Origin of the sequence: Bradyrhizobium sp. CCBAU 11434, from assembly GCF_028128895.1 — a bacterium.
Lineage (GTDB): Bacteria > Pseudomonadota > Alphaproteobacteria > Rhizobiales > Xanthobacteraceae > Bradyrhizobium > Bradyrhizobium zhengyangense.
This window is the reverse complement of sequence record NZ_LBJX01000011.1, coordinates 1043458-1070135: the sequence shown is the minus strand read 5'-3', so window position 1 is coordinate 1070135 and position 26678 is coordinate 1043458. Positions and strand designations below refer to the sequence as shown.

Below are 26678 nucleotides of genomic sequence, written 5' to 3'. Positions count from 1 at the left end.
ACATGGCGCGCCAGCCAGACGACAAAGCAGCCGCAAAGTTTTCCAGTGACGATTCCGCGCTCGTCCGCGAGCTCGCTTTGCTGCTCGACGAGACCAGCCTCACCGAGATCGAGATCGAGCGCGCCGGCCTGCGCCTGCGCGTTGCCCGCAACATCAGCGTCGCCGCGACCATGCCGATGCCGGTCGCAGCCGCTGCGCCCGCGATTGTCGCAGCACCGGCCGCTGCGCCTGCTCCTTCTGGCGCGGACATGTCGAAACATCCGGGCGCCGTGACTTCTCCGATGGTCGGGACTGCCTATTGGGCGCCGGAGCCAGGCGCCAAGCCGTTCGTCGAGGTCGGCTCCAAGGTCTCGGTCGGCCAGACCCTGCTGATCATCGAAGCGATGAAGACCATGAATCAGATCCCCTCGACCCGAGCCGGCACCGTGACGCAGATCCTGGTCGAAGACGGCCAGCCGGTCGAGTTCGGCGAGCCGCTGGTCATCATTGAATAAGCGAGTGGCGACTTTCGCCCGCTGAGGCACCATGTTCGACAAGATCCTCATAGCCAATCGCGGCGAGATCGCCCTTCGCATCCTGCGGGCCTGCAAGGAGCTCGGGATTGCAACCGTCGCCGTGCACTCCACCGCCGACGCCGACGCCATGCATGTGCGCCTGTCGGACGAGAGCGTCTGCATCGGGCCGCCGCCGTCAAAGGACAGCTATCTCAACGTTCCCGCGCTGCTTGCGGCCTGCGAGATAACAGGCGCGGACGCCGTGCATCCCGGCTACGGCTTCCTGTCGGAGAACGCGCGCTTCGCCGAGATTCTCGGCGAGCACAATCTGCAATTCATCGGCCCCAAGGCCGAGCACATTCGCCTGATGGGCGACAAGATCGAGGCCAAGAAGACCGCCAAGCGGCTTGGCATCCCCGTGGTGCCCGGCTCCGACGGTGCGGTCGGTCCCAACGACGACGCGATGGCGATCGCGAAGAAGATCGGCTTTCCCGTGCTGGTGAAGGCGGCCGCCGGCGGCGGTGGCCGCGGCATGAAGGTCGCACAGAGCGAGGCGGATCTGCAGATTGCGCTCTCGACGGCGGCCAACGAGGCGAAATCCGCCTTCGGCGACGCCTCCGTCTACCTGGAAAAGTACCTGCAGAAGCCGCGTCACATCGAGATTCAGATCCTCGGCGACGGCCGCGGCGGCGCGATCCATCTCGGCGAGCGCGACTGCTCGCTGCAGCGCCGTCACCAGAAGGTCTGGGAGGAAGGCCCCTCGCCCGTGCTGGCTGCGGCCGCGCGCGCCAAGATCGGCGAGACCTGCGCCAAGGCGATGCGTGAGATGAAATATCTCGGCGTCGGCACCATCGAGTTCCTCTACGAGGACGGGGAGTTCTATTTCATCGAGATGAACACGCGCATCCAGGTCGAGCATCCCGTCACCGAGAGCATCACCGACATCGACCTCGTGCTGGAGCAGATCCGCATCGCCGCAGGCGGCGAGCTGCCGGCCAGGCAGGACGAGATCCAGATCATCGGCCACGCCATCGAGTGCCGCATCAACGCCGAGAACCCGGAGACTTTCCGTCCCTCGCCGGGCCGCATCACGCAATATCACCCGCCCGGGGGGCTGGGCGTCCGCATCGATTCGGCGGTCTATCAGGGCTACACGATCCCGCCCTATTACGACTCGCTGGTCGGCAAGCTGATCGTCCACGGCAAGACCCGCGCCGAATGCCTGATGCGCCTGCGCCGGGCGCTGGACGAGATGGTGGTGGAAGGGATCGAGACCACGCTGCCGCTATTCCGCGACCTGGTCCGCCAGGACGACATCATCAACGGCGACTACCACATCCACTGGCTGGAACAGTACCTCGCCGGCAAGACGGAACCGGCCGGGAAATAATCGTTGGCCTTCAGGGAACCCCTTGGCCCCCATCGCGTTTTGGACGGTGGGCTAGTTCCAAGGGGGCGTTTTGATTTCCAGATATGATCGAGCGAGATTGTCGTGACCGCCGAGGGGCAGCGACGTCGCGCATTTTGGCAGATCCTGCTGTTCGCAGCCGGCCTCGTCGTGCTGACCGCGATCAGTGCAGGGTCGGTCTATCTCGTCAACAAGGCCCGCGGCGACAATAAATGGGTCGTTCATACCTTGGAGGTGGAGAACCAGCTGAACGCGCTGCTGCTCGAATTGCGGCGGGCCGAGAGCGGCGCGCGCGGCTATCTCCTGACTCAGGGCGAGAACTTCAAGGCCGACCACGAAAAGGCTGTCGCGGAAATCGTGCCCGCGCTGGACAGGATCACGCGCTTGACCGGAGACAATCCGGCTCAGCGCGAGAGCATCGAGAAGCTCAGCGCGGCAATCGAGACCCGGCTTGGTCAGTTCGCTCAGGAGATGGAGTTCGTCCGGCAGGGCCAGCTCGACAAAGCCGCCGCGCTGGTGCGCGAGGCCGCCGCTGCCAATACCACGAGCACGATCAGCCGCGAGGCAAACGCGATGATCCGCGAGGAGGAGCGCCTGTTCCGCCTCCGCTCGGTCAACGCCGACAACAGCCAGACGCTCGCTGCATCGCTCACCGGCATCGGCTCCGGCCTCGTCGTCGTCCTGGCATTGGTCTCGATCTGGCTGGTGCGGCGTTCGGCGCGCAGCCGCGACGAGGCCGAGGCACGGCTGCGCGATTCCAACGTCAACCTGGAAGCCACTGTCGACGAGCGCACCGCAGACCTGCGTGAAGCCAACGACGAGATCCAGCGCTTTGCCTATATCGTCAGCCATGACCTGCGCTCGCCGCTGGTCAACATCATGGGCTTCACCAGCGAGCTCGAGGAATTGGGCAAGGACATCTTCCGACGGATCGGAGGGCTCACGGGCGTGCCGGCAGGCGGCCCGCCGCTCGATGTTGCAGAGGTCCCCCTTGAGGACGCTGACAAGCAGATGTCGGCGGACTTTTCCGAAGCGCTCGGCTTCATCAAATCCTCGATCGCCCGGATGGATCGGCTGATCTCGGCGATCCTCAACCTCACCCGCGAGGGCCGGCGCGAGTTTCAGCCGGAACGCATCGACACGCGCGATTTCATCGAGGCCATCGTCTCCTCGCTGGCGCACCAGGCGGCCGAAGCCCAGGCCGAGATCCACATCGAGCCGCTGCCGAATATTGTCAGTGACCGCCTTGCGCTGGAACAGATCTTCTCCAATCTGATCGATAACGCGATCAAGTACCTCAAGAACGGGGTTCCCGGCGAGATCAGAATTCGCGGGCGGACCAAACTCGGCTACGCTATCTTCGAAATCAGCGATAACGGCCGCGGTATCGATCCTAGGGATCATCAGCGGATTTTCGACCTGTTCCGGCGGGCGGGAACCCAGGACAAGCCCGGTCAGGGCATCGGTCTTGCCCATGTACGTGCACTTGTGCGCCGCCTCGGCGGCACCATGTCGGTATCGTCGGAACTGAACGCGGGCAGCACGTTCACGATCACGCTGCCCATCAATTGGAATGCGAGCAACCGGAACGCGGATCGATGACATTGCCAGTCACCATCATCATGATCGAGGACGACGAGGGCCACGCCAGGCTGATCGAGCGCAATATCCGCCGCTCCGGCGTCAACAACGAGATCCTCTCCTTCACCAACGGCACCTCGGCGATGAAGCATCTGTTCGGCCCCGACGGCACCGGGCTCGCCCAGAAGGGCAACGCGCTCCTGATCCTGCTCGACCTCAACCTTCCCGACATGAGCGGCATCGATATCCTGAAGCAGATCAAGGAAAACAAATATCTCAAGGCCTCGCCCGTGGTGGTGCTCACCACCACCGACGACAGCCAGGAGATCAAGCGCTGCTACGAGCTCGGCTGCAACGTCTACATCACCAAACCCGTCAACTACGAGAATTTCGCCAACGCCATCCGGCAGCTCGGCCTGTTCTTCTCGGTCATCCAGGTCCCGCCCGCCGCCACATGACCCAGCGCACGCCAACCCTGCTTTACATCGACGACGACGACGCGCTGGCGCGCCTGGTCGACCGCGGCCTGACGCGGCGCGGCTACAAGGTCGTTCATGCCGCGAGCGGCGAGGAAGGCCTCGAGCGCATCCGCAACGCGGCAGTACAGGGCTGCATCGATGTCGTGGCGCTCGACCAGTACATGCCGGGTCTCGACGGGCTCGATACGCTCGAGCAGATCATGGCGATCCCGGACGCCCCGCCCGTGGTCTTCGTCACGGCCTCGCAGGATTCCAGCATCGCCGTCACCGCGCTGAAAGCGGGCGCGGCGGACTATCTGGTCAAGGACGTCAAGGGCGACTTCATTCCGCTGCTGCATGTCGCGGCCGAAGGCGCGCTGCGCCAGGCCGAGTTGCAACGCGCACGTGAGGAAGCCGAGGCCGAGATCCACGCCTCGCGCGACCGCTACGCCGCGCTTGCCGCCGAACGCGAGCTGCTCTTGCGCGAGGTCAATCACCGCGTCGGCAATTCGCTCCAGATCATCGCTTCGCTGCTGCACCTTCAGGCCAGCTCCGCCGCGCAGGACGAGGTCAAGGCCGCGCTCACCAACGCGATGGGCCGCGTCGCCGCCGTCGCCCAGGTGCACCGCCGCCTGTACACCTCGCAGGATCTGAAGAGCGTGATGCTCAACCAGTATCTGGACTCTCTGCTCGAGGACCTCCGCCGCTCCGCCGAAGGCAACCGGATGTCGCGCCTGACGGTGAAGGCCGAGCCGATCGAGATCGACCCCGACCGCGCCGTCGCCGTCGGCATCATCGTCAACGAGCTGGTGATGAACGCGGTGAAATACGCCTATCCCGATGGCGCAGGCCCCATCCATGTCGAGCTGACCTCGACGGGCGAGGATCTGGTGCTGTCGATCAGCGACGACGGCGTCGGCGATGCCGTCAAGGCCGATCCGCGCTCCACCGGCATGGGCCAGCGCATCGTCGCGGCCATGGCTTCCAAGCTCGATGCCACCGTCGAGCGCGATCCCAACCATTCCGGAACCCGCATCATCCTGCGGTTCCGCCGCACGCCCGAAGCTCCCGGCAAAGCGAACACCGCTGCGGCGGGGTGATGCGCCCGTTCGCGCCCGTCGCACCGGCGTTGCGATCCTGCTATTGTCGTGATCATGACTTCGCGCGACTCCGCCTCGTCTGAAATCACGCCGGCCGTGCTGCTGCGGGCCTATGCCTGCGGCATCTTTCCGATGGCCGAGAGCGCCGAGGATCCGACCCTGTTCTGGGTCGAGCCGGAAATGCGCGGCGTGATCCCGCTCGATGGGTTTCGCGTCGCCTCGCGCCTGGCGCGCACCGTGCGCTCGGATGTGTTCCGCGTCACCGTCAACACCGCGTTCAAGGCGACCATCGCCGGCTGCGCCGCGCCGCAAGCGGGCCGCGAGGACACCTGGATCAACAAGCGCATCCGCGACCTCTACGGCGGCCTCTACGAGCTCGGCCATTGCCACAGCGTCGAGGCCTGGCAGGGCGACGATCTCGTCGGCGGTCTCTACGGCGTGAGCCTGGGGCGCGCCTTCTTCGGCGAGAGCATGTTCCACACAGCGCGCGATGCCTCCAAGGTCGCGCTGGTGCATCTGGTCGCGCGGCTGATCCATGGCGGCTTCGAACTGCTCGACACGCAATATGTCACCGAGCATCTGAAGAGTTTTGGTGCGGCCGAGATCTCGCGGCGGCGCTACACCGCGCTGCTCGACAAGGCGCTCGCCGGCGAGCCTGGCGATTTCCTGAGACTGTCTGGCGGTGCTGCCATCCCGGGCGCACGCGCGCTCGAGATCATCGCCTCGCAGCAGTAAGCCAGATTTACCCGCTACCGAAGCCGGGGGATTTGGCCTAGCGGCCAAACCCGGGAATACCGAACAGGCCAGGCCGCTGCTCCGGCGGCGGAGGTGGCGGCGGGGCTGGCTGCGGCGGTGGCGGCAGAGGCTGCGGTGGACGCTGCTGCACGGCCTGCTTGGGCGCGGCCCTCTTCTGCGCGGCAGGCGGAGGCGGCGGCGCGGCCGGCTTGGTCGCGGGATCAGGCGCCGCGGTCGCAATGGTCTGCTGAGGCTCTTTGCAGTCGGTCAGCCAGATGTCGTAGATCGGGTGCTCGACGCCGTGCAGGCCGGGGCTCGCGGCATACATCCAACCGGAGAAAATTCGCTTCACCTCGCCCTGCAAGGTGATCTCGTCGACCTCGACGAACGCATCGGTGTTGGCGGCTTCGGTCGCGGGCCGTGTGTAGCAGGCATCCGTCTTCACCCGCAGCGCGCCGAACTGCACGGTCTCGCCGATATCCTCGTCGAAATTGATGATGCGCCCGGTGATCTTGTCGAGGCCGGAGAAGGTCGCCTTCTTGTTCACGATCTTCTGGGCCGGCGGCTCGGTGACGACCTCGTCGCCCGGCTGCAGGCTCGCCGGCGCCTGCGGCACGGCGCCCTGCTGGGTCGCGCCCTTCTGCTGCGGCTGGCGCTGGCCGGGAGCCGCGCCCGGCTGGGCAGGTCCACCCGGGGGAGCGACCGCCACGGCCGGCGGCTGGTTCTGGGGCGCAACGGTCGTGCCCGGCGGCGGCGCCAGCGGCTGGGTCTCGACTGGTCCGGGCATGGCATTGCCCTGGCGCGGCATCGGGCGCGACGGCAGCACGCGGCCCTGCGGCGGCAGCTCGGGCACCTCTTCGTCGTCGTCGGGGGTCGGCGCCGGTTGCGGCTGCCCGCCACGGGGAATGGTCCCCGGCGGCCGCAGCGGCGGCGGATCGGAGAAGATCGTGCCGATCTGCGCCTGCACCGGCGTTGCAACCGTCAGCGCGGTGGCAGCCAGCAGCGCCGCAAGGCCTGTCAGGGTAAAGGTTTTGAACATCTCGCGCGGCTTCAACAGCGAATCGGGCTTGTTGGACATTCTACAGGGGATACCGCCGCTCGCAGGCCAACCGGTTAACACGGCGAATACGGCGGGGAAAGGGCGGCATTCCTGCCCCGCCCGCCGCCGGCTGGCCATCCCGGTCCACCGATGGGATAGTTGGAGGCCTCTCCCCGGGGCCCAAGCGGGCATCGTCCTGAAAACGACGTCCAACGATAACCAGAAACCTCAGGTTCCCCCATGCCCGTCGTGCTCGATCCCGATGCTGCCGCCGTCTACAAAGCGTTCCAGGACGCCGGCCGCCCCGCCTACGAGACGCTGACCGCAGCAGAGGCGCGCGCCTATTACCTCCAGGCCCGCCTGGTCACCAATCCCGAGCCGCCCGAGCTGGCCCGCGTCGCGCCGCTGTCGATCCCGGCTCCCCATGGCACGATCCCCGCACGCATCTACGTCCCGAAGCAGCCGCGGCTCCAGAACGGCCTGGCGCCCGCGCTGGTTTTCTTCCATGGCGGCGGCTGGGTGATCGGCGACCTCGACAGCCACGACGTGGCCTGCCGGCAGCTTGCTGATGCAGGCGCCCTGATCGTAATCGCGATCGACTACCGCCTCGCGCCCGAGCACAAATTTCCGGCCGCCGCCGATGATGCGGTTGCCGCGACCAAATGGATCGCCGCGAATGCGCGCGAGCTCGACATCGACCCAGCACGGCTTTCGATCGGCGGCGACAGCGCCGGCGGCAATCTCGCAGCCGTCGTCGCGCTGGCCGCGCGCGACGGCAACGGCCCCAAGCTCGCGGGCCAGGTGCTGATCTATCCCGCCGTCGATTTCGCCATGACGCACGGCTCGCACAGCGAGCCCGAGACCAGCGTGCTGCTGACGCATTCGGTGATCCGCTGGTTCCGCGACCATTATCTCAACGGGGCCGCCGACATCCACGACTGGCGCGCCTCGCCTGCGCGCGCCGAAAACCTTGCCGGCCTGCCGCCGGCCTATGTGCTCACCGCCGGTGCCGATCCCCTGCGCGACGAAGGCGATGAATACGCCGCACGCCTGAAGCAGGCCGGCGTGCCCGTCACCTACAAACATTTCCCGGGCCAGTTCCATGGCTTCTTCACCATGGGCAAATTGCTGCAACAGGCCAATGTTGCCGTGAGCGAGATCGGCGCATGGTTGAAGACATTGGGCTGACAACGCCATCATCCTGATGTCTTCAGCGCTTCGATCCATCTTCACCCTTCCGCTGCGCGGCCTGAGCTGGCTCGGCAGTCAGGGTACGCGCGCCGTCGCTGCAATCGTGTTCATCGCCGCAGCCGTGCCGCCGCTCGGCGCGTTGCTGCGTCCCTACGTCACCGAGGCAATCCTCGTCCTGCTCTGCATTTCCTTCATGCGGGTCGATCTCACGGCGCTCTATGGCCATCTGCGCCGGCCGGCGCTGGTGGCGACGGCCACCGCCTGGACCACGATCGGCGTGCCTGTCATCGTTGGCCTCGTCGCACACGCAACCGGTCTCACCGACCGCGCGCCCGGCCTGTCGCTGGCGCTGATGCTGCAGAGCATGGCCTCGCCGATGATGGCCTCTCCGGCGCTCGCAGCCCTGATGGGCCTCGACGCGACGCTGGTGCTGGTCACGCTGGTGACCGCAACCGCGATCGTGCCGTTCACCGCCTCGCTGTTTGCAAGCCTGTTTCTCGGCGGCATGCTCAGCATCTCCCCGCTCACGCTCGGACTGAAATTACTCGGCATCCTCGCAGCATCGCTGCTGGCAGCGACGATCATCCGCCGGCTGTTCGGCGCGGAGGCGATCCAGCGTCACAAGCAGCCGATCGACGGCTTCAACATCATCATCCTCTTCGTCTTCGCGTCAGCGATCATGGGCGACGTCGTCGGCGATCTGATGGCACAACCGGTCTTCACCATCAGCCTCGCAGCCCTGTCCTTCGCGATCTATTTCACGCTGCTCGCCATCACGACCCTGCTGTTCCGCCGCATCGGCACTGAGCGCGCGTTGGCGCTCGGCCTGATGGTGTCACAGCGCAATCTCGGCCTGATGCTGGCCGCGACATCAGGCGCGCTGCCACCCACCACCTGGCTCTATTTCGCGATGACGCAGTTTCCGATCCACCTGTCGCCGTACATACTGACGCCGATCGCGCGGCGGCTGACGGCGCGGACGGATGCGACGAGCGCGGTGGCTGGCGGCTCGGCCTCATAGGCGGCCGGGACTGGGGAAGCTGAGAATGGCCTCACCTCACGTATGCCCACTCGCAATCTCAAGACGAACCGCCACGTCCTCGCCGGTTCTCGTACGTCTACGAGCTCGCGTCTCTTCAATCGCTTTCGAGAAGTCGTTGATCAAGTCTCTGATCTCGGGTGCAAGGTCGGCTGCATTCACGATCCGTATCAAATAGGGAGGCTTGAGCGCGTTCATCCGTCCTCCAAAAATGGAATCCAAGAAAGCACCTACGATGTCGCCGTGCCATGCCGGCGTCCCCAACGCAGCCTTGAGCGCTGAACGAAAATCGTGAGGACTTGCCCAATTGCGGGCATCAAGTTCGATCGTCTTCATACGCGTCCACCGAAGCTCGACCAGCCCGCTCCTACCCCGCCCGCGCCGCGCGCCGCAGCGCCTGCGGCGGCTGGCCGAAGGCGCGGATGAAGGCGCGGCGCATGCGCTCGGGATCGCCGAAGCCGGTCGTCTCCGCCACGCGCTCGATCGCCTCGCGCGAGGACTGCACGCGCTCGCGCGCGACCTCGATCCGCAACCGCTCGATCGCCTTGGACGGCGTCGTGCCGGTCTCCGCGGCAAAGGCGCGGGCGAAATGCCGCGCGCTCATGCCGGCGCGGTCGGCGAGGTTCTCCACCGTCAGCGGCGCATCGAGATTTTCGCGGGCCCAGGAGAGCAATGCGCCGAAACGGCCGTTCGGCGTCTTCAATTCCAGGAGCGATGAGAACTGCGACTGGCCGCCGCTGCGGCGATGATAGAGTACGAGCTGGCGCGCGGTCGCCTGCGCGATCTCCTCGCCATGATCCTCGGTGACCATCGCCAGCGCGAGATCGATGCCGGCGCTGATGCCCGCCGACGTCCAGACATTGCCGTCACGGGTGAAGATCTGGTCCGGCTCGAACTTCACCTTGGGATAGCGCGCGACGAATTCGCGGGTGCGGCCCCAATGCGTGGTGGCGCGGCGGCCGTCGAGCAGGCCGGCTTCCGCCAGCACATAGGCGCCCGAGCAGACGCTGGCGATCCGCACGCCGCGCCTCGCCAGCCGCTGCACGAAAGCGAGGGTCACAGGACATCGCGCCGGCGCCGACACGCCGGCGCCGCCGGCCACGACCAGCGTCGTGATCGCGTTCGCCGATTTGAAGTCGCGCGCCATCATCTCGACGCCGGAGGACGAGCGCACGGCGCCTGCGTTCAGCGCCAGCACCCGCAGCGCCAGCGGCTTGCCACTGGCGCGCGCCGCGATCTCGAACACCGAGATGGGACCTGCCGCATCGAGCAGCTGGAAATCCGGGAAGATCAGGATGCCGATCATGGTCATGTCCGAAAGTGAGGGAAATATGCCATTTTGGACAGGAGGGCAGCATGCCATCTTGCGCCCGTCAAGCTCTTCTTCGGAGGCTCTCATGTCGGTATCGCTCCAGATCGGTCTTCTGGTGTTTCCGCGCGTCACCCAGCTCGACTTCACCGGGCCGCTGCAGGTGTTTTCATCTGTCCCCGGCGCGACCGTGCACCTGATCTGGAAGACGCTGGATCCGGTGCCGAGCGATTCCGTGCTGATGCTGACGCCGACCATCACCTTCGCCGACTGCCCGCAACTGGATGTGATCTGCATCCCCGGCGGCTTCGGGACCGATGCTCTCCTCAACGACGAGGAAACTCTCGACTTCGTGCGCAGGCAGGCTTCCAGCGCCAAATTCGTCACCTCGGTGTGCACGGGATCGCTGGTGCTGGGTGCGGCCGGGCTTCTCAAAGGCTACAACGCCGCCACGCATTGGAGCGCGATGGAGATGCTGGCGCTGTTCGGCGCGACACCCACGAAGACGCGCGTCTGCGTCGATCGCAACCGCGTCACCGGCGGCGGCGTCACCGCGGGAATCGATTTCGCGCTCACGCTGGTGTCCCTGCTGGTCGACCGCACCACCGCCGAGGCCATCCAGCTCCGCCTCGAATACAATCCCGCTCCGCCCTTCAATGCCGGCTCGCCGGATACGGCCCCGGCCGAGGTCCTTGCGCTGATGAAGGAGCGCGTCGCGCCGTTCCAGGCGCGCCGCCTCGATGCCGCCAAGCGGGCGGCTGAGCGGTTGGTGTAAACGCGGCTCTCGTGTCACGGACGCGGTGCGGCGTGCAACGCTGCACCGCTGAAGAAGCGCTGCGCTGCGTCCGGGGCACGCGATTGGAGTTTCGGCGCACAGCTGCATCACGTCGGCAATGACGGAGCCTGCGGCTCTGCTCTTCTCCTCAAGCGCCCAACAGAAAAAGGCCGCCTGGTTTCCCAAGCGGCCTTTCCTGTCTCACGGCGGCGCACATTCTCATCGGGCGATGTCGGAGCTTCCAGACCGGGGGCCTATCTCCCGATCGAGTCCTTCCTCGGCGGCCGCTGCATTTCGGGACAGTCGCGAACTGTTGCCCGAACCGAACGCGATGGTCTCCCATCTCCGTAAGATGGGTTCATTGAGCCGCATCGCACCTGCGGACGCAACGGCCCGTCAGCCGGCATCCCCGCTGATCCCGTTGTCCACAGCGACGTCGTCAGGATGCGAGTGCATCCAATCCGCAAGATGGAGAAAGCGAGAGCTAGCCGGGCGTCCAGGGCTGGTAGTCGCCGGTCGCCTTGGGGCGCTTGCCGCTGGCGAGCGTCGAACCGGCCGGACGATAGGCGTTCGGCGTGCCGGTCGGATTCGGCTGGTGCGGCTTCTGCCATTCACGCGGCTGGTAATTCTCCTCAGTCGGCGGGGTGTCGACGACGTGATGCATCCAGCCATGCCAGCCTGTCGGGATCCGGCTCGCCTCGGCATAGCCGTTGTAGATCACCCAGCGCCGCTCGAAACCGAGTGTCGGGTCGATCTTGCCGCCGGCGGTGCGGTAGTAGCGATTGCCCTGCTCGTCCTGGCCGACCAACTCCCCGAACCTGGAAGTCCAGAGTTGGGTGCCAAAGGTCTGGCCGTTCCACCAGGTGAAGAGCTTCAGAAAGAATTGTTTCATGCGGCAAGGGCCCTGCTTCGTGGGGTCCTGATGCCATCCGGACGGCCAAATGTCCAGTTCGCCCAGTGCGGTCATGCTCTACGCCACGCGCGGTGCCCCCGGCGCGCACCGCCGCCGCAGAGCGAGCACAGTCGGTTCATGCCGGGTACAGCCGCCGCGTGACAATCTGGACATTACGCGCACAGCGGCGTGAACCCAGGAACAACGGCCCTTTCCGCGGGTTTGCTTGCTGGAAAAGGAGTTGAACATGAGAAGTCTGAGAGTTTTGAGCGCTGCCGCAGCACTGGCGCTGGTCCTTCCGATGGCGACACCGAGCTTCGCCCAAGGCCATGGTGGCCACGGTGGTGGAGGCGGTCATTTTGCCGGCGGCGGCGGTGGAGCACATTTCGGTGGCGGCGGTGCCCGCATGGGCGGCTTCTCCGGCGGCGCCCACTTCGGTGGGGGCGGCGGTGGCTTCGCAGCGGCCGCGCGCCCGAACGGCGGAGTCGCGTTCAACGGCGGTGGCCGCAACTTCGCGGCATCAGGCGGACATTGGAATGGCGGCGGCGGCAACTGGCATGGCAACGGCTGGCACCACCGTGGCGGCTTCTGGCCGGGCTTCGCGGCAGGCGCAGCGATCGGCGGCCTCGGCTCCTACGCCTATTATGGCGGCGGCCCCTATTACGGCGATAACTACTATGACGACGGCTATTATGACGACAGCGCGTCCGTCGCCGTGGTGCCCGATACAGGAGGCGATTCGTCGGCCTATTGCGCCCAGCGCTATCGGTCCTATGACCCGGCCTCGGGCACCTATCTCGGCTATGACGGCCTACGCCATCCCTGCCCGTAAGGCGACCTGACGCTCATCATTCAAGGGCGGCGCCGATCATCGGTGCCGCCCTTGATTTGCTGGGCAACAGGGCGACCACCATCGATCGCGTAGGCTGGGCGAATGACGATCTCACGGGACAGCCTTCGCCGATTGCGCGCATTTGCCTCAACCTGTCATTGAAATCCGACGGAATTCGCCTGCCTCACCGACCGCGGATAATCAGGAACTCGCAAAGGCGCTATGCATTGCTCCGTGCATATCCATTCCGGCCCAATCCAAAATTGACCCGGCACACGATTCGCCTATATCACCAATCGCTGTGGGGACTTCGATCTACTGGGAAAGGTCATGCCGCGTATTCTCGTGGTCGATGACGATCCGATGGTCGGCGCGACCATCGAGGTCCTCCTTCTGCGCCAGGGCTTCGACGTCACGCTGACTGACGGCGGCGAAACCGGGCTTGCTGCGCTGGAAGCGCAGCCGTTTGACGTAATGCTGGTCGATATCTTCATGCCGCACATGCGCGGCTTTGAATCGATCCGCATCTTTCACGAACGCGCGCCGGCGATTCCGCTGATCGCCATGTCGGGCTACGCCTTCGCCTCGTCCGCCTCGCCCTCCCCGGACTTCCTGCGCATGGCGCTGGAGCTCGGCGCGGCGCGCTGCCTGCGCAAGCCCTTCACGCCCGAAACGCTGCTGACCACGATCCGGGAATGCCTCGGCGAGAGCGCGCCGCCGAAGGACCAGAAAGAGGCCCCTTGATCCCCTCGCAGCGCGTCATTCTCGGTGCTGGACTTGCCGTTCTCCTGCTCATCACCGCGGCCTCGATCGGTCTCGACGTCAAGTCGCGGTCGGACACCGCCTGGGTCAGCCACACCGTCCAGGTGCTGAAGAAGATCTCGGATCTCCGCGCCCTGATCCGCCACGCCGAAAGCGCCGCGCGCGGGTACGAGATCTACCGCAGCTCGAGCTTCAATGACGAATTCCAGGCGGCGCACGCCCAGATCGCGCCCGCCCTCGCCGACCTCAAGCGCGGCTTGCGCGACAATCCCGATCAGATCGCGCTGCTCGATGCCACCGAGCCGCTGGTGCTGCGCCGGGTCGAAGTCGCCGCCGAAGCGATGCGCATGCGCGCGGCGAACGATGAGGCGGCCATTGCCGCGCTCAATGGCAAAGGCGAAGGCCGCAGCCTGATGGACACGGTGATAGGTAACCTCGACCGTCTGAGCTCGGGGGAAGAACGGTTGCTCAGCGCGCGATCGCAAGATTCCCGCCGCACCAGCATCGTGCTGCTCGGCATCGACGTCGCCGGCGCCCTGGTGATCCTGTTGCTGGTCGTGATGGTGATGCGCGAGAGCCAGCGTGCCACCGTGCAGCTTCAAAGCTCCCTCGAGCAGACGCAGGCGGCCAAGGTGGCGCTCGAGGCCGCCGTTGCCGAACGCACCGAGCACCTCGTCACCGCCCATGACGAACTGCGCCTGTCGGTCAACGTGCTGCAGAGCACGTTCCGCAGCATGGCGGAGGCCGTGCTGGTGATCGACAAGGAAGGCACCGTGCTGCTGTCCAATCCGGCGGCCGAGCGCATGCTGCTGCATCGGGCTGGCATGAGCCTTGGCAATCTGCGCGTGCTGTCCGACGTCTTCCACGGCGACGGCGTCACGCCGCTCAAATCCGACGAGCTGCCTTCCGCGCGCGTGCTGCGCGGCGACGAGTTCGAAGCGCTCGAGATGATCGTCCGCCCGCACAGCGGCAACGGCACGCGCCATCTGATGATCAGCGGCCGGCCGATGCGCGACGGGCAAGGCAACGTTTCCGGCGCGGTGCTGGTCTATCACGACGCGACCGCCTCGCGTGAAACCGAGCGGCAGCTGTATCAGTCGCAGAAGCTCGACTCGATCGGCAAGCTGACCGGCGGCGTCGCGCACGACTTCAACAACATGCTGACCGTGATCTCGGGCAATACCGAGACGCTGGTGGCGGGGCTGAAGGATCAGCCCGAGCTGCAGCGCACCGCGCGCCTGATCGACGATGCCGCCGCGCGCTGCGCCGACCTGATCCAGCACTTGCTGGCCTTCGCGCGCAAGCAGCCGCTGCAGCCGCGCGACGTCGAGATCAACGCCGCCATCGCCGACATCGCAAAACTGCTGCGCCCGACGCTCGGCGAGCAGATCCAGATCGAGACCGTGCTCGAAAAGGGACCGATGACCTCGCACATCGATCCGTCCCGCCTCACCAATGCCGTGCTGAACATGGCGATCAACGCCCGCGATGCCATGCCGAACGGCGGCAAGCTGCTGCTCGAGACCCATCACGTCGTGCTGGACGAGGCTTATGCGCAGGCCAATGCGGACGTCACGCCCGGCCCCTACGTCATGCTCGCCGTCAGCGACACCGGCACCGGCATGCCGCAGAGCGTGCAGGACAACGCGTTCGAGCCGTTCTTCACCACCAAGGAGGTCGGCAAAGGCTCCGGTCTCGGCCTCTCCATGGTCTACGGCTTCGTCAAGCAGTCAGGCGGCCACATCAAGATCTACAGTGAGGAAGGCCACGGCACCACGATCAAGCTCTATCTGCCGCCGGGCCAGGGCGTAGTGGAAGCAACAAGCCCGATTGGGCCGCAGGCCGAAGGCGGCGCCGAGACCATCTTTGTCGTCGAGGACGACAATCTGGTGCGCACCTTCGTCACCGCCCAGCTCCAGAGCCTCGGCTACAAGACCGTCGCCGCCGCCGACAGCAAGACGGCGCTGCAGTTGATCGACGCCGGCCAGGCCTTCGACCTGCTCTTCACCGACGTCGTCATTCCCGGCGGCATGAGCGGCCGCGAGCTCGCCGACGAAGTGGCAAAACGCCGGCCGGGTGTGCGGGTGCTCTACACCTCCGGCTACACCGATAACGCCATCGTCCATCACGGCAAGCTCGATGACGGCGTGATGCTGCTGACCAAGCCGTATCGTCGCAACCAGCTCGCCGAGATGATCCGGAAGGCGCTGGGCGGCGGCAGCGGGATGCCGGCGGGCTAGCGCGTCGCCAGCACCACGGCCGCCAGCGTGAAGATCAGCGAAGCGATCTGGCCCGGTCCGAGCGGCTCGTGCAGCGCGATCGCGGATGCGACGACGCCGATAACAGGCACCGCCATCGTCCCGATCGCCGCCACCGAAGCCGGCAGGCGGGCGAGTGCTGCGAACCAGCTGACATAGGCGATGCAGAACTGCACCACGGTCGAATAGATCAGCAGCCACCAGCCTGTCGGCGTCACCTTGTCCAGATGCGAGGTCTCGACCAGAAGGCCCACGATCGAGATCGGCAGGCAGCCGATGCCGATCTGCCAGGCGGCGGCCGTGACCGGCGGCAGGTGGATCGGGTATTTCTTCGAGAATACCGTGCCGACGGCAAAGCCGAGCGCGCCGCACAGCGCCATGATGATACCAGGGGCCTTCTCGGCGCTGGCGGCAATGCCGTTGCCGCCCATGATCGAGGCCAGGCCCGCAAAGGCCATCACCAGGCCCAGCGTGCGCAGCACGGTCGGCCGCTCGCCGAGCACGGGCCAGGCGATCAGCGAGGCCCAGACCGGCATGGTGTAGGCGATCAGCGCCGCCTCGCTGGCCGGCAGCCAGAGCAGCGCCAGCCCCATCAGCACCATCCAGCCGGTGACGTTGAGGACGGCGGCCGTCAGCAGCCGCGGCCAGATCGCGCTTGCGACCTTCAGGCTGTCGCCGCGCACCAGCGCGAGCAGCGCCAGCAGCACGGCGCCGAGCACGCCGGTGACGCCACGTAGCGTCAGCGGCGGCAGCTCTCCGATCAGGAATTTGGTGACCGGCCAATTGAATCCCCAGCCGATCGAGGTGATGGCGAGGAACATCAGGCCGGCCGGAGCGATGCGTGGCCGCATCACCGGGCGAGTCGAATCAAGCATGGGGGCAGTCCGGCAAAATCAGAGGTCAGCTTGGCGCGGATTCGTGCGGCCGACCACCACCTCGGGGGGCATGCCTGCCCTCAGCTTCCGTACCATTACGTGAGTCTGCCTGACGCAATCCCATCGGCCAAAAATATACCTGCCCTGTGAACAGCGGGATGAAGGGTCCGGATCATCACGGGATGCAAATTTTTTCGGTTGGGAATCCCTGAGGACTCACTGATACTTGGGTCCAGACAGGTGCGGGCATTGCCCCCTGTTATCCCCCGCAATCCACCATATTTAGTATTTGATTCAGGAACTCGCACTAGTTCTTGACGGACGCTTTGGAGAGTCCTAGCTTTCGGACCGTTCGGCGCGAGTGAGTTTGCGTCCCGCCGGCACTCCCCCAAAGGGTCCGCATAACTGCACTCCGCCAGGCCAGACGAAGGCAGCGGGATGAGGGCTTGTCTGCCCTCGGCAGGCGGATTTTTCGGGCGCCAGAACGGGCCGGCAACAGGCTCGGATGGCATCTAGTGGCGTTGTGACGTTGTGGGGCGTTTGAACGCATGTCGGGCTCATCCCCTTGGGGGCGGATGTGTCTGGACATGCCGGCGGATGATCGGTGCGCGCATCGATCAATCACGTCGGGAGAAACTGGGCCGGATCCACCGGCTGAACTGCGGTGCTCAAGGGCCTGACAAGGCCCTGAAGGAAACGCGAAACGAAATGTCGACCCGGACGCCTTCAACGAGGGGCGTATCCGGTCAAAGATAAGGACGGGGCAAGACCATGCGGATTGAGCGGCGCCACACCACTTCGGGACAGTCACCTTATGCGGGAATCGAATTCCGCCTGACCACGTCGGAGATCAGGAATCCCGACGGCTCGGTCGTGTTCAAAATGGACGGCGTCGAGGTCCCGGCCGAATGGTCGCAGGTCGCCTCCGACGTGCTCGCCCAGAAGTACTTTCGCAAGGCCGGCGTTGCCGCGCGCCTGAAGAAGGTCGAGGAGGAATCCGTCCCCTCCTTCCTGTGGCGCTCCGTGCCCGACACCGAGGCGCTGGCCGCTCTGCCTGAGAAGGAGCGCTATGTCAGCGAGCTCTCGTCAAAGCAGGTGTTCGACCGCCTTGCCGGCTGCTGGACCTATTGGGGCTGGAAGGGCAAGTATTTCTCCTCCGACGAGGACGCGCAGGCGTTCTATGACGAGCTCCGCTACATGCTCGCCATGCAGATGGTCGCGCCGAACTCGCCGCAATGGTTCAACACCGGTCTTCATTGGGCCTATGGCATCGACGGCCCCGGCCAGGGCCACTATTACGTCGACCCCTTCACCGGCAAGCTGACCAAGTCCAAGTCGGCCTATGAGCATCCGCAGCCGCACGCCTGCTTCATCCAGGGCGTCGGTGACGACCTCGTCAACGAGGGCGGCATCATGGATCTCTGGGTCCGCGAAGCCCGCCTGTTCAAATATGGCTCCGGCACCGGCTCCAATTTCTCCCGCCTGCGTGGCGAAGGCGAGAAGCTGTCCGGCGGCGGCCGCTCGTCCGGCCTGATGAGCTTCCTCAAGATCGGCGACCGCGCTGCCGGCGCGATCAAGTCGGGCGGCACCACGCGCCGCGCGGCCAAGATGGTCGTCGTCGACGTCGATCACCCCGATATCGAGACCTATATCGACTGGAAGGTGAAGGAGGAGCAGAAGGTCGCCGCCCTCGTCACCGGCTCCAAGATCAACCAGAAGCATCTGAAAGCGGTGCTGAAGGCCTGCGTGAACTGCGAAGGCTCGGGCGACGATTGCTTCGACCCCGAGAAGAACCCAGCGCTCCGCCGCGAGATCAAGCTCGCGCGCCGCAGCCTCGTGCCTGACAACTACATCAAGCGTGTGATCCAGTTTGCGAAGCAAGGCTACAAGGACATCCAGTTCGACACCTACGACACCGACTGGGACAGCGAAGCCTATCTCACGGTCTCCGGCCAGAACTCCAACAACTCGGTCTCGCTCCGGGACGACTTCCTCCGCGCTGTCGAGACCGACGGCGACTGGAATCTGAACGCCCGCACCTCCAAGAAGGTGACGAAGACGCTGAAGGCGCGCGACCTCTGGGAGAAGATCGGCTACGCCGCCTGGGCGTCGGCCGACCCGGGCCTGCACTTCAACACCACCATGAACGACTGGCACACCTGCAAGGCGTCCGGCGACATCCGCGCGTCGAACCCGTGCTCCGAGTACATGTTCCTGGATGACACCGCCTGCAACCTGGCCTCGGCCAACCTGCTGACCTTCTACAACACCGAGACCAAGCAGTTCGACGTTGGGGGTTACGAGCACCTCTGCCAGCTCTGGACCATCGTGCTCGAAATCTCCGTGATGATGGCGCAGTTCCCGTCGAAGGCGATCGCCGAGCTCTCCTACGAGTTCCGCACGCTCGGCCTCGGCTACGCCAATATCGGCGGCCTCTTGATGACCATGGGCCTGTCCTATGACAGCAAGGAAGGCCGTGCGCTCTGCGGCGCGCTGACCGCTGTGATGACCGGCATCACCTACAAGACCTCGGCCGAGATCGCGGCCGAGCTCGGCACCTTCCCCGGCTACAAGAAGAACGCCGCGCACATGCTGCGCGTCATCCGCAACCACCGCCGCGCCGCGCATGGTGAGTCCTCCGGCTACGAGGCGCTCAGCGTCAACCCTGTGCCGCTCGACCACGCCTCGTGCCCGCAACAAGACATCGTCGCCCATGCCAAGGCGGCCTGGGATGCGGCGCTCGAGCTTGGCGAAAAGCATGGCTATCGCAACGCCCAGACCACGGTCATCGCGCCCACGGGCACGATCGGCCTCGTCATGGATTGCGACACCACCGGCATCGAGCCTGATTTCGCGCTGGTGAAATTCAAGAAGCTCGCCGGCGGCGGCTACTTCAAGATCATCAACCGCGCGGTCCCCGCGGCGCTGCGCGCGCTCGGCTATCGCGAGAGCGAGATCGCGGAGATCGAAGCCTACGCCGTCGGCCACGGCTCGCTCTCCAACGCGCCCGGCATCAACGCCTCGACCCTCAAGGCCAAAGGCTTTACCGATGAAGCCATCGCCAAGGTCGAGAAGGCGCTGCCGACCGCCTTCGACATCAAGTTCGCCTTCAACAAGTGGACCTTTGGCGAAGATTTCATCCGCGACCAGCTCGGCATCGGCGCTGAAGCCATTGCGGCTCCGGGCTTCGACCTGCTCCAGGCCGTCGGCTTCACCAAGCGCGAGATCGAGGCGGCCAACGTCCACATCTGCGGCGCGATGACGGTGGAAGGTGCCCCCCACCTCAAGGCCGAGCACTATCCGGTGTTCGACTGCGCCAATCCCTGCGGCAAGATCGGCAAGCGTTACCTGTCGGTCGAGAGCCACATCCGCATGATGGCCGCTGCCCAGCCCTTCATCTCGGGTGCGATCTCCAAGACCATCAACATGCCGAACGACGCCACGGTGGAGGACTGCAAGTCCGCCTACATGCTGTCGTGGAAGCTCGCGCTGAAGGCCAACGCGCTCTATCGCGACGGCTCCAAGCTCAGCCAGCCGCTCAACTCGCAGCTCATCAGCGATGACGAGGACGAGGACGATGCAGTCGAGATGCTGCACGAGAAGCCGATGGCGGCGCGCACCGCGCAAGTTGCGGAGAAGGTCGTCGAGAAGCTGGTCGAGCGCATCATCGTGATGCGCGAGCGCGAGAAGATGCCGGATCGTCGCAAGGGCTACACCCAGAAGGCGGTCGTCGGCGGCCACAAGGTGTATTTGCGCACCGGCGAATATGACGACGGCCGTCTCGGCGAGATCTTCATTGACATGCACAAGGAAGGCGCAGCGCTCCGCTCCTTCATCAACAATTTTGCGATCGCGGTCTCCCTCGGTCTGCAATACGGCGTGCCGCTGGACGAATATGTCGACGCCTTCACCTTCACCCGCTTCGAGCCGGCGGGCCCCGTGCAGGGCAACGACAGCATCAAGTACGCGACCTCGATCCTCGACTACGTCTTCCGCGAACTGGCGGTGAGCTACATGTCGCGCTTCGATCTCGCCCATGTCGATCCGACCGAGTCGAATTTCGACGCGCTCGGCAAGGGCGTCGAGGAAGGCAAGGAGCCTGATGAGAACACGGGCCACCACGCCTCCAAGCTGGTGTCGCGCGGCCTCACCCGCTCCCGCACCGACAATCTTGTGGTGATGCGCGGCGGCTCGGCTGCGGTCGTCTCCGGCAGCGACAACGCTCCGTCAGGCGGCAGCAAGGTCACGGCGCTGGCCTCACACGGCGCGAGCGCGCGGGTCGGCGATGTCCTCGAAGGCGCAGTCGCGCTGAAGCAGGAAGTGGCCCACGACCTCTCGCCAACCGAGAAGCTCGAGGCGCTCCAGTGGAGCAAGGCCGGCAGCGCCGCAACGGTCGCGGCTCCCAGCAAGGCCGAGCGCCGCGCGGAAGCCAAGGCCAAGGGCTACGAGGGCGAGATGTGCTCAGAGTGCGGCAACTTCACGCTGGTGCGGAATGGCACCTGCATGAAGTGCGATACGTGCGGCAGCACGACGGGGTGCAGCTAAGACCAATAGCGCAAGCCGCCCGGAGGCCAAGATGCCAGTTGCATTGCGCCAGGGCGGCTTGCGCTACTACTTCTTCTCCAACGAAGGCCAGCCACCCGAGCCGCCGCATGTCCACGTCAAAGGCGGCGGCCGGGACGCCAAGATCTGGCTTGAGCCCGCCATATCAATCGCCGACAGTTATGGCTTCAATCCGCGGGAACTTTCGAATATCCTGCGCGTGGTAGAAGACAACCGCGATCTTCTTCTGAAGGCTTGGCATGACCATTTCGGCAACTAGCGTTCGCTTCGACGAGCACACGATGTGGGTCGAACTGTCCGACGGCCGGACACTCGGCATACCGCTCGCATGGTTTCCGCGTCTGCTGCATGCGACGCCCGCCGAACGCGAGCAGGTCGAACTCAGCCGCGTCGGTTTGCATTGGGAAGCGCTTGACGAGGACATATCCGTTGCAGGCCTCCTTGCCGGACGCGGCGACGTGACGCGATCCCCGGAACATGCAGCATAGGTGAACCTCTCTCGGGCAAAAGCCCGAAGGATGGCTTGAGCCATTGCGAAACCCATCACGCCACCCCGACTGTTGATGGGATTCGCTACGCCCAACTCACCCTACGCGCTCCATCCGGACCATCAGCCCCTCACCGCTCGTCATCCGCCACCGCATCTCGACGCGCCTGTCTCGCAGCCTGCCTCGCCGCCCTCCTCGCAACCCAGCGCGCGCGAAACTGCTTTGCGGCACGAAAGGTGCGCGGCGCCACGACCTGAAAGGCCATTGAGGCTATTCCGGCGACCATTCCTTTCACCACGTCGAAAGCGAAATCGGATCCAACATACTTCCACATGACCCTGCCTCCTTCTCGCGAAGGCGCCGCCGATCCGGAATGGGCAGATTGCGAACATGAAAAAGCCCCGTCCGTCACCGGCGGGGCCTCGGGAAACTCTCTGTGCGCTTGTTCAGCGCACGCGAAATCTCTCGGTACACCCGCTCATGGTGGACTCGATGAACCAGCTGCAAAGCATGGCTGTGCGATGAAAAACGCCCATAGCGATCACCCAACAGTTTCGAAATGCGATGGCGCCCGATGCGCAATGCCAAGCGCGCGCATGAGAGGCGTGATGGCGACAGAAAAGCAGACTGGATGGCCGCCGTCTGTGGCGTAATTCACATCTGCGGTCTGACTTTTGGGGGCGTGGGCGAGAGATGATGGGTTTCGCAAAGAGCTCAATCCACGCTGCGCGCTGCGATCTATCGCAATGGTTGTGTCGCGCACGGTTGATCCCCCGAGGATTGCCGCGCGCGGACGCTGGCGCTCGTAGCACTCTTTCCGACCGATCGGACATATCTTGCGCTGGATCAAGACCCAGTGAGTCGCTAACGGTCATGACAACTCTGTTTCGATCGTCAGTGACGGTCGAATCTCCCAAGTGGGACCACCGGCGCGCAACGACGTTGCATCGTTGCGAGCCAGCGCGAGAGCGTCATGTGGCATCAGAGGACCATTCGCTTCTGGCTGATCTGCCTGGTCATCGCCTGCGTTCTGCCAGTGACGCTGGCGGCGGGCTTCATGATCGTGCATTCCTACCGGCAAAATACCGCTTCTGTCGGTCAGAGCACGGTTGCCACCACCCGCGCGCTGATCCAGGCCGTCGATGCCGAGTTGTACGGGGTGCAATCCGCGCTGCAGGCGCTCGCAACATCGCCTCATCTCTCCTCCGGCAACCTCGAGGGCTTCTATGGCCAGGCGCGCGAGGCGCTGACCGTTCTGACCGGCACCAACATCGTCCTCACCGATCCCGCGGCGCAGCAGGTCCTCAATACGCTGCGGCCGTTTGGCGCTCCCCTGCCCCGGCATGGACAGCCCGACGTCGTGCGGCGGATCCTCGAAACCGGCGAACCCGTCGTTTCCGATCTTTTCCTCGGTCCCGTCGTCGACAATTGGGTGTTCGTGGTCGAGGTGCCGGTGCTCGCGAACGGCAAGATCATCTACACGCTGGCCATGGGCATCACCCCCGATCGCCTGAGCGGGATCCTGCGCAGGCAGAATATTCCGCCGAGCTGGGTCGCTGCGATTTTCGATGGCACCGGCATCATCGTCGCGCGCACGCATGCCCCGGACCAGTTCATCGGCAAGAAGGGCGCGGCTGAATTCGTCCGGCGCTTCACGGAAGTCGCCGAGGCCAGCATCGAAACCACGACGGTCGAAGGCATCCCGATTTTCAGCAGCTTCAGCCGCTCCCCCCGATCCGGCTGGACGGTCGGCATGGGCATTCCGCTCGCCGATCTGACTGCGGATGCCCGGCAATCGATCGCGTTCAACGCTGCAATTGCCGGCACCATGCTTGCGATGGGCTGCCTCGCGGCCGCGATCTTCGGTGCCCGCATCAGCCGTTCGATCAGGAGGCTCAGCGCCCCGGCCCTTGCACTGGGGTCACCGGGACTGCCGTCGATTCCGGTCACCGACATCATCGAGATCGACGAGGTCGGCCAGGCGCTGGTCAGAGCCTCGCACCTGATTGCGCTGCGCGAGCGCGAACGCCTCCAGAGAGAAGCGGAGACGCGCGAGGCAGTGGTCGCAAAGCAGGTGGCCGAACAAGCCAATCGCGCGAAATCGGAATTTCTGGCGTCGATGAGCCACGAGTTGCGAACGCCACTCGGCGCCATTTCCGGCTTCGCCCAATTGCTGCACGGGGCGGGAGATGCGCTCGCGCGCGATCGCCAGATTCGTTACACGGAGAACATCATGACGGCGAGCGAGCACCTCGAAAATGTCATCAATGATATATTGGACATGGCCCGCCTCGAGGCCGGACACGTCAAGCTCGACCTCGAGACGCTCGATTGCCTGGAAATCATGACCGAAGCGAGCCGCACGCTGGAGCTCCAGGCCCGCAAGCGCGGCATTGTCTTCACGGTGGACACCTCGGCAAACCTTCCGCTCGTCACCGCCGACCGGACCCGTCTGATCCAGGTCCTGCTCAATCTCGGAAGCAACGCCATCAAGTACAACATCCCGGGCGGCTGGGTTCAGCTGTCGGCGATCCCGGTCGGCAGCATGGTCCGCTTCATCGTCCGGGATACCGGACCGGGCATCCGTCCGGCGCTTCGCGACCAGATTTTCCAGCCGTTCAATCGCCTCGGCGCCGAACTCACCCAGGTCGAGGGGACCGGCATCGGTCTTGCCCTCACTCGCCGGCTGGTGCTGGCAATGAACGGTCGCATCGACTTCGAAAGCACCGAAGGAGAAGGCAGCAAATTCTGGGTCGACCTGCCGGCCGCCGATGAGGGCGCCCCGACGTCAGCGAAGGTTGCGACGCCATTGCCTGCGGCCACCCCACTTGCGCGGAATACGGTTCTCTATATCGAGGACAAGATCCCGAATCTCGAATTGATGCGTGGCGTCGTCGAAAATGCGGGAGGCATCCGCTTGCTCGACGCGCAGACCGTCAAGGACGGGATCGCCATTGCGCGATCGGTGAAGCCCGATCTCGTCATCACTGACATTCACCTGTCCGACGGCAAGGGATTCGACGTTCTGCAGAGCCTGCGCGAAGATCCTTCCACCGCGCACATTCCTGTCGTCGCGCTGACTGCGGATGCTATGCAAGCCAACATGAACAACATGAAGCGCGTCGGATTCGACTACATCCTGACCAAACCATTCAAGATCGCCGAACTGGTGAACTTGCTGCGCAGCCGGCTCCCAAGTCAGCCAGGTCCGCTCGATCCTTAGTCCCCCAGCCACGCCGCCCGAAATACCTTTGCGACCGCGCCTTTCACCCCTACACTTCCCACCCCACCGGGTTTGCAACGGAACCGGTTAGACGCGGAGGACAAGCGATGTCCAAGCCGGAAAGCTTCCCGATCGAGAAAATCTTCGTTCCCACGAAAAGGAAGAAGGACATCAAGCCCGAGATCGTCGGAGAGATCGCGGAAAGCATGTTGGACATCGGGCAACAGGCCCCCATCTCCGTCCGGACCGAGGGAGACCGCCTCGTCCTGGTCGAGGGATTGCAGCGGCTCGAAGCCTGCAAGGCGCTCGGCGAGACCACCATCATCGGTGTCGTGGTTCCGGCCGAGCTTGCGCAGCACAGAAAGTTCCTGTCCGAGGGGCCCGAGGTCGAGGCAGAGCGCATCAAGATGGCGCGATTGAAACAGTTGCGCCTCGAGAAGGAAGCCGCAGAGGCATCGACGGCTGCCTTGAGGGGCGTCAACGCAACGGAAGTGTTGCGTACCCGTCCGACGAAAGGCGTCCGCGACAATCCGAAGGCATCACCGGGCCGGCCTGCGAAATCGTCCCCGAAAACATTGTCGGACTGGATCACGCAGCAAAAAGGCAGCGGCGGCCGCTACTGATTGCCGGCCACCCGCTCAGTCCCGCCGCCGCTCGTTCTCCGGGTGAATGAAAATATCGGTCACCAGCCCGAGCTTCCCCAATCCCAAAATAATCAGGCCGTTGATGTCGATCTCGTACCAGGCGTGCGAGAGATAGGCATCGCGCGGAAAGCGGTGATGGTTGTTGTGCAGGCCCTCGCCGAAGGTGATGAGGGTGGTGACCAGCTCGTTGGTGGTGCCGTCGTCGAGCTGGTAGCGGCGGTAGCCCCAGCGGCCGTCGCTGTGGCACACCGAGTTCACCAGCGAGGTCGCCATCGTCATCATGTAGCTGCGGAACAGGCCGGAGAACAGCACGCAGCCGATCATCGTGTGCACGCCGCCGGCCGCATAGCCGATGCCGCCGGGAATGATCAGCGCCGACAGCGCGTACCAGTACCAGCGCGTCCTGGTGAAGAACATCGCGATAGGATCGGCCAGGATATCCCTTGCGTAGTATTCGGCATCGGTGGTTGCCTGGTCCCACACCCAGCCGCCCTGCGCATGCCCCATCCCCTTGGCGAAGCCTTCGATGCGGTGGCCGAAGCCGTCATAGTAAGGGCTGTGCACGTCGCCGGGCTTGTCGGAGTGAAGATGATGCCGCCGGTGGTTGCTCACCCATTTCAGGATCGAGCCCTGCACCGCCATGGTGGCAATCGCAGCCAGGATCGTCCGCATCACAGGACCGCAGCGATAGCTGCGGTGGACGAAGTAGCGATGCATGAAGCCGATTCCCATCGTCGTCAGCATGAACATGCCGAGGAAGACCGAGATCTCCACGCGTCCAAGGCCGTAGGTGAAGGCCCAGATCAGCGCCCCGATCGAGCCCGCGATCATCAGGGCGAACGAGATGTAGGAATCGCGAAACTTGGCGTCGACGACAGGGCCTTCGACCAGCACGCCGGGCGGCATTTTCGGCGCCTTGTTCCGGCCGGATCCCTCCTCTGCAACCACGCCCTCAACGACGGTCATTTCAGCCAATCCATGGATGCAACATCAGCTCATCTGCAACGAGAAG

Annotated in this window: 23 protein-coding genes; 17 read left to right on the top strand and 6 right to left on the bottom strand. The window is 64.9% G+C overall.

Annotated elements, in window-relative coordinates; genetic code table 11:
- Positions 1-2 precede the first annotated feature (2 nt).
- The 6 genes from accB to aat all read left to right on the top strand — a co-directional run bounded on the left by accB (position 3) and on the right by aat (position 5776).
- On the top strand, positions 3-494 hold the full coding sequence (gene accB / locus XI06_RS12630; protein WP_237858055.1) for an acetyl-CoA carboxylase biotin carboxyl carrier protein: 492 nt from the start codon (positions 3-5) through the stop codon (positions 492-494).
- A gap of 31 nt (positions 495-525) precedes the next feature.
- Positions 526-1884, top strand: coding sequence for an acetyl-CoA carboxylase biotin carboxylase subunit (gene accC / locus XI06_RS12625; RefSeq protein WP_237858057.1), 1359 nt, complete (start codon positions 526-528; stop codon positions 1882-1884).
- A gap of 102 nt (positions 1885-1986) precedes the next feature.
- Positions 1987-3504, top strand: coding sequence for a sensor histidine kinase (locus XI06_RS12620; RefSeq protein WP_237858060.1), 1518 nt, complete (start codon positions 1987-1989; stop codon positions 3502-3504).
- Positions 3501-3941, top strand: coding sequence for a response regulator (locus XI06_RS12615; protein WP_237858063.1), 441 nt, complete (start codon positions 3501-3503; stop codon positions 3939-3941). The genes XI06_RS12620 and XI06_RS12615 overlap by 4 nt, the downstream gene beginning before the upstream one ends.
- Entirely contained in the window at positions 3938-5041 is a 1104-nt protein-coding gene (locus XI06_RS12610) for a sensor histidine kinase (protein WP_271605422.1), read from the top strand. Before XI06_RS12615 ends, XI06_RS12610 begins: the two co-directional genes overlap by 4 nt.
- Positions 5042-5095: 54 nt before the next feature.
- Positions 5096-5776 (top strand): leucyl/phenylalanyl-tRNA--protein transferase, encoded by a 681-nt coding sequence (gene aat / locus XI06_RS12605; protein WP_271605421.1) that lies wholly within the window; start codon positions 5096-5098, stop codon positions 5774-5776.
- Positions 5777-5813: 37 nt separating this feature from the next.
- On the opposite strand, the gene XI06_RS12600 is transcribed toward aat, so the two are convergent.
- The gene (locus tag XI06_RS12600) at positions 5814-6854 is read right to left on the bottom strand and encodes a DUF2155 domain-containing protein (protein WP_237891835.1); all 1041 of its coding nucleotides are present in this window, start codon (positions 6852-6854) and stop codon (positions 5814-5816) included.
- Between the two features lie 201 nt (positions 6855-7055).
- Between XI06_RS12600 and XI06_RS12595 the strand changes: the two genes are divergently transcribed.
- Together XI06_RS12595 and XI06_RS12590 are read left to right on the top strand one after the other, a co-directional pair.
- Positions 7056-8003, top strand: a complete 948-nt coding sequence (locus XI06_RS12595) for an alpha/beta hydrolase (RefSeq protein ID WP_271605420.1) — start codon at positions 7056-7058, stop codon at positions 8001-8003.
- A 16-nt stretch (positions 8004-8019) separates the two neighbouring features.
- On the top strand, positions 8020-9027 hold the full coding sequence (locus tag XI06_RS12590) for a Na+-dependent transporter (protein WP_271605419.1): 1008 nt from the start codon (positions 8020-8022) through the stop codon (positions 9025-9027).
- Between the two features lie 36 nt (positions 9028-9063).
- Here the strand turns inward: XI06_RS12590 and XI06_RS12585 are convergent, their stop codons facing one another.
- Positions 9064-9381, bottom strand: coding sequence for a barstar family protein (locus tag XI06_RS12585; protein WP_271605418.1), 318 nt, complete (start codon positions 9379-9381; stop codon positions 9064-9066).
- Between the two features lie 31 nt (positions 9382-9412).
- Positions 9413-10351, bottom strand: coding sequence for a GlxA family transcriptional regulator (locus XI06_RS12580; protein WP_237858081.1), 939 nt, complete (start codon positions 10349-10351; stop codon positions 9413-9415).
- Between the two features lie 91 nt (positions 10352-10442).
- Here XI06_RS12580 and XI06_RS12575 point away from each other — a divergent pair, with 91 nt between their 5' ends.
- On the top strand, positions 10443-11129 hold the full coding sequence (locus XI06_RS12575; RefSeq protein WP_271605417.1) for a DJ-1/PfpI family protein: 687 nt from the start codon (positions 10443-10445) through the stop codon (positions 11127-11129).
- Between the two features lie 484 nt (positions 11130-11613).
- Here the strand turns inward: XI06_RS12575 and XI06_RS12570 are convergent, their stop codons facing one another.
- Positions 11614-12021, bottom strand: a complete 408-nt coding sequence (locus XI06_RS12570) for an NADH:ubiquinone oxidoreductase subunit NDUFA12 (RefSeq protein ID WP_271605416.1) — start codon at positions 12019-12021, stop codon at positions 11614-11616.
- Positions 12022-12268: 247 nt separating this feature from the next.
- On the opposite strand from XI06_RS12570, the gene XI06_RS12565 reads away from it, so the two are divergent.
- The 3 genes from XI06_RS12565 to XI06_RS12555 all read left to right on the top strand — a co-directional run bounded on the left by XI06_RS12565 (position 12269) and on the right by XI06_RS12555 (position 15855).
- A complete protein-coding gene (locus tag XI06_RS12565) occupies positions 12269-12853 on the top strand; it encodes a BA14K family protein (RefSeq protein ID WP_271605415.1) in 585 nt (194 codons plus the stop codon).
- A 330-nt stretch (positions 12854-13183) separates the two neighbouring features.
- Positions 13184-13597 carry a response regulator gene (locus tag XI06_RS12560; protein ID WP_237858092.1) on the top strand — a complete coding sequence of 138 codons (414 nt, stop codon included), beginning with the start codon at positions 13184-13186 and terminating at the stop codon, positions 13595-13597.
- A complete protein-coding gene (locus XI06_RS12555) occupies positions 13594-15855 on the top strand; it encodes a CHASE3 domain-containing protein (RefSeq protein ID WP_237858093.1) in 2262 nt (753 codons plus the stop codon). The genes XI06_RS12560 and XI06_RS12555 overlap by 4 nt, the downstream gene beginning before the upstream one ends.
- Here XI06_RS12555 and XI06_RS12550 read toward each other — a convergent pair.
- Entirely contained in the window at positions 15852-16748 is an 897-nt protein-coding gene (locus XI06_RS12550; RefSeq protein WP_237891836.1) for a DMT family transporter, read from the bottom strand. The two genes, XI06_RS12555 and XI06_RS12550, sit on opposite strands and share 4 nt — an antisense overlap.
- A gap of 771 nt (positions 16749-17519) precedes the next feature.
- On the opposite strand from XI06_RS12550, the gene XI06_RS12545 reads away from it, so the two are divergent.
- The 5 genes from XI06_RS12545 (at position 17520) to XI06_RS12525 (ending at position 25645) form a co-directional block, all read left to right on the top strand.
- Positions 17520-21293 carry a vitamin B12-dependent ribonucleotide reductase gene (locus XI06_RS12545; RefSeq protein ID WP_271605414.1) on the top strand — a complete coding sequence of 1258 codons (3774 nt, stop codon included), beginning with the start codon at positions 17520-17522 and terminating at the stop codon, positions 21291-21293.
- A gap of 31 nt (positions 21294-21324) precedes the next feature.
- Positions 21325-21570 carry a DUF4160 domain-containing protein gene (locus XI06_RS12540; protein WP_237858097.1) on the top strand — a complete coding sequence of 82 codons (246 nt, stop codon included), beginning with the start codon at positions 21325-21327 and terminating at the stop codon, positions 21568-21570.
- Positions 21551-21799 carry a DUF2442 domain-containing protein gene (locus tag XI06_RS12535; protein ID WP_237858099.1) on the top strand — a complete coding sequence of 83 codons (249 nt, stop codon included), beginning with the start codon at positions 21551-21553 and terminating at the stop codon, positions 21797-21799. The genes XI06_RS12540 and XI06_RS12535 overlap by 20 nt, the downstream gene beginning before the upstream one ends.
- Before the next feature lie 973 nt (positions 21800-22772).
- Complete coding sequence (locus tag XI06_RS12530; protein ID WP_271605413.1) at positions 22773-25022, top strand: hybrid sensor histidine kinase/response regulator; 2250 nt, start codon at positions 22773-22775, stop codon at positions 25020-25022.
- A 107-nt stretch (positions 25023-25129) separates the two neighbouring features.
- On the top strand, positions 25130-25645 hold the full coding sequence (locus XI06_RS12525; protein WP_271605412.1) for a ParB N-terminal domain-containing protein: 516 nt from the start codon (positions 25130-25132) through the stop codon (positions 25643-25645).
- A 15-nt stretch (positions 25646-25660) separates the two neighbouring features.
- Here XI06_RS12525 and XI06_RS12520 read toward each other — a convergent pair whose 3' ends face one another.
- Entirely contained in the window at positions 25661-26632 is a 972-nt protein-coding gene (locus XI06_RS12520; protein ID WP_271605411.1) for an acyl-CoA desaturase, read from the bottom strand.
- Positions 26633-26678 lie beyond the last annotated feature (46 nt).

Coding starts and splice junctions, on each gene's coding strand:
- accB (WP_237858055.1), top strand. CDS start 3: ATGGCGCGCCAGCCAGACGACAAAGCAGCCGCAAAGTTTTCCAGTGAC.
- accC (WP_237858057.1), top strand. CDS start 526: ATGTTCGACAAGATCCTCATAGCCAATCGCGGCGAGATCGCCCTTCGC.
- XI06_RS12615 (WP_237858063.1), top strand. CDS start 3,501: ATGACATTGCCAGTCACCATCATCATGATCGAGGACGACGAGGGCCAC.
- XI06_RS12610 (WP_271605422.1), top strand. CDS start 3,938: ATGACCCAGCGCACGCCAACCCTGCTTTACATCGACGACGACGACGCG.
- aat (WP_271605421.1), top strand. CDS start 5,096: ATGACTTCGCGCGACTCCGCCTCGTCTGAAATCACGCCGGCCGTGCTG.
- XI06_RS12600 (WP_237891835.1), bottom strand. CDS start 6,854: ATGTCCAACAAGCCCGATTCGCTGTTGAAGCCGCGCGAGATGTTCAAA.
- XI06_RS12595 (WP_271605420.1), top strand. CDS start 7,056: ATGCCCGTCGTGCTCGATCCCGATGCTGCCGCCGTCTACAAAGCGTTC.
- XI06_RS12590 (WP_271605419.1), top strand. CDS start 8,020: ATGTCTTCAGCGCTTCGATCCATCTTCACCCTTCCGCTGCGCGGCCTG.
- XI06_RS12585 (WP_271605418.1), bottom strand. CDS start 9,381: ATGAAGACGATCGAACTTGATGCCCGCAATTGGGCAAGTCCTCACGAT.
- XI06_RS12580 (WP_237858081.1), bottom strand. CDS start 10,351: ATGATCGGCATCCTGATCTTCCCGGATTTCCAGCTGCTCGATGCGGCA.
- XI06_RS12575 (WP_271605417.1), top strand. CDS start 10,443: ATGTCGGTATCGCTCCAGATCGGTCTTCTGGTGTTTCCGCGCGTCACC.
- XI06_RS12570 (WP_271605416.1), bottom strand. CDS start 12,021: ATGAAACAATTCTTTCTGAAGCTCTTCACCTGGTGGAACGGCCAGACC.
- XI06_RS12565 (WP_271605415.1), top strand. CDS start 12,269: ATGAGAAGTCTGAGAGTTTTGAGCGCTGCCGCAGCACTGGCGCTGGTC.
- XI06_RS12560 (WP_237858092.1), top strand. CDS start 13,184: ATGCCGCGTATTCTCGTGGTCGATGACGATCCGATGGTCGGCGCGACC.
- XI06_RS12550 (WP_237891836.1), bottom strand. CDS start 16,748: ATGCTTGATTCGACTCGCCCGGTGATGCGGCCACGCATCGCTCCGGCC.
- XI06_RS12545 (WP_271605414.1), top strand. CDS start 17,520: ATGCGGATTGAGCGGCGCCACACCACTTCGGGACAGTCACCTTATGCG.
- XI06_RS12540 (WP_237858097.1), top strand. CDS start 21,325: ATGCCAGTTGCATTGCGCCAGGGCGGCTTGCGCTACTACTTCTTCTCC.
- XI06_RS12535 (WP_237858099.1), top strand. CDS start 21,551: ATGACCATTTCGGCAACTAGCGTTCGCTTCGACGAGCACACGATGTGG.
- XI06_RS12530 (WP_271605413.1), top strand. CDS start 22,773: ATGTGGCATCAGAGGACCATTCGCTTCTGGCTGATCTGCCTGGTCATC.
- XI06_RS12525 (WP_271605412.1), top strand. CDS start 25,130: ATGTCCAAGCCGGAAAGCTTCCCGATCGAGAAAATCTTCGTTCCCACG.
- XI06_RS12520 (WP_271605411.1), bottom strand. CDS start 26,632: ATGACCGTCGTTGAGGGCGTGGTTGCAGAGGAGGGATCCGGCCGGAAC.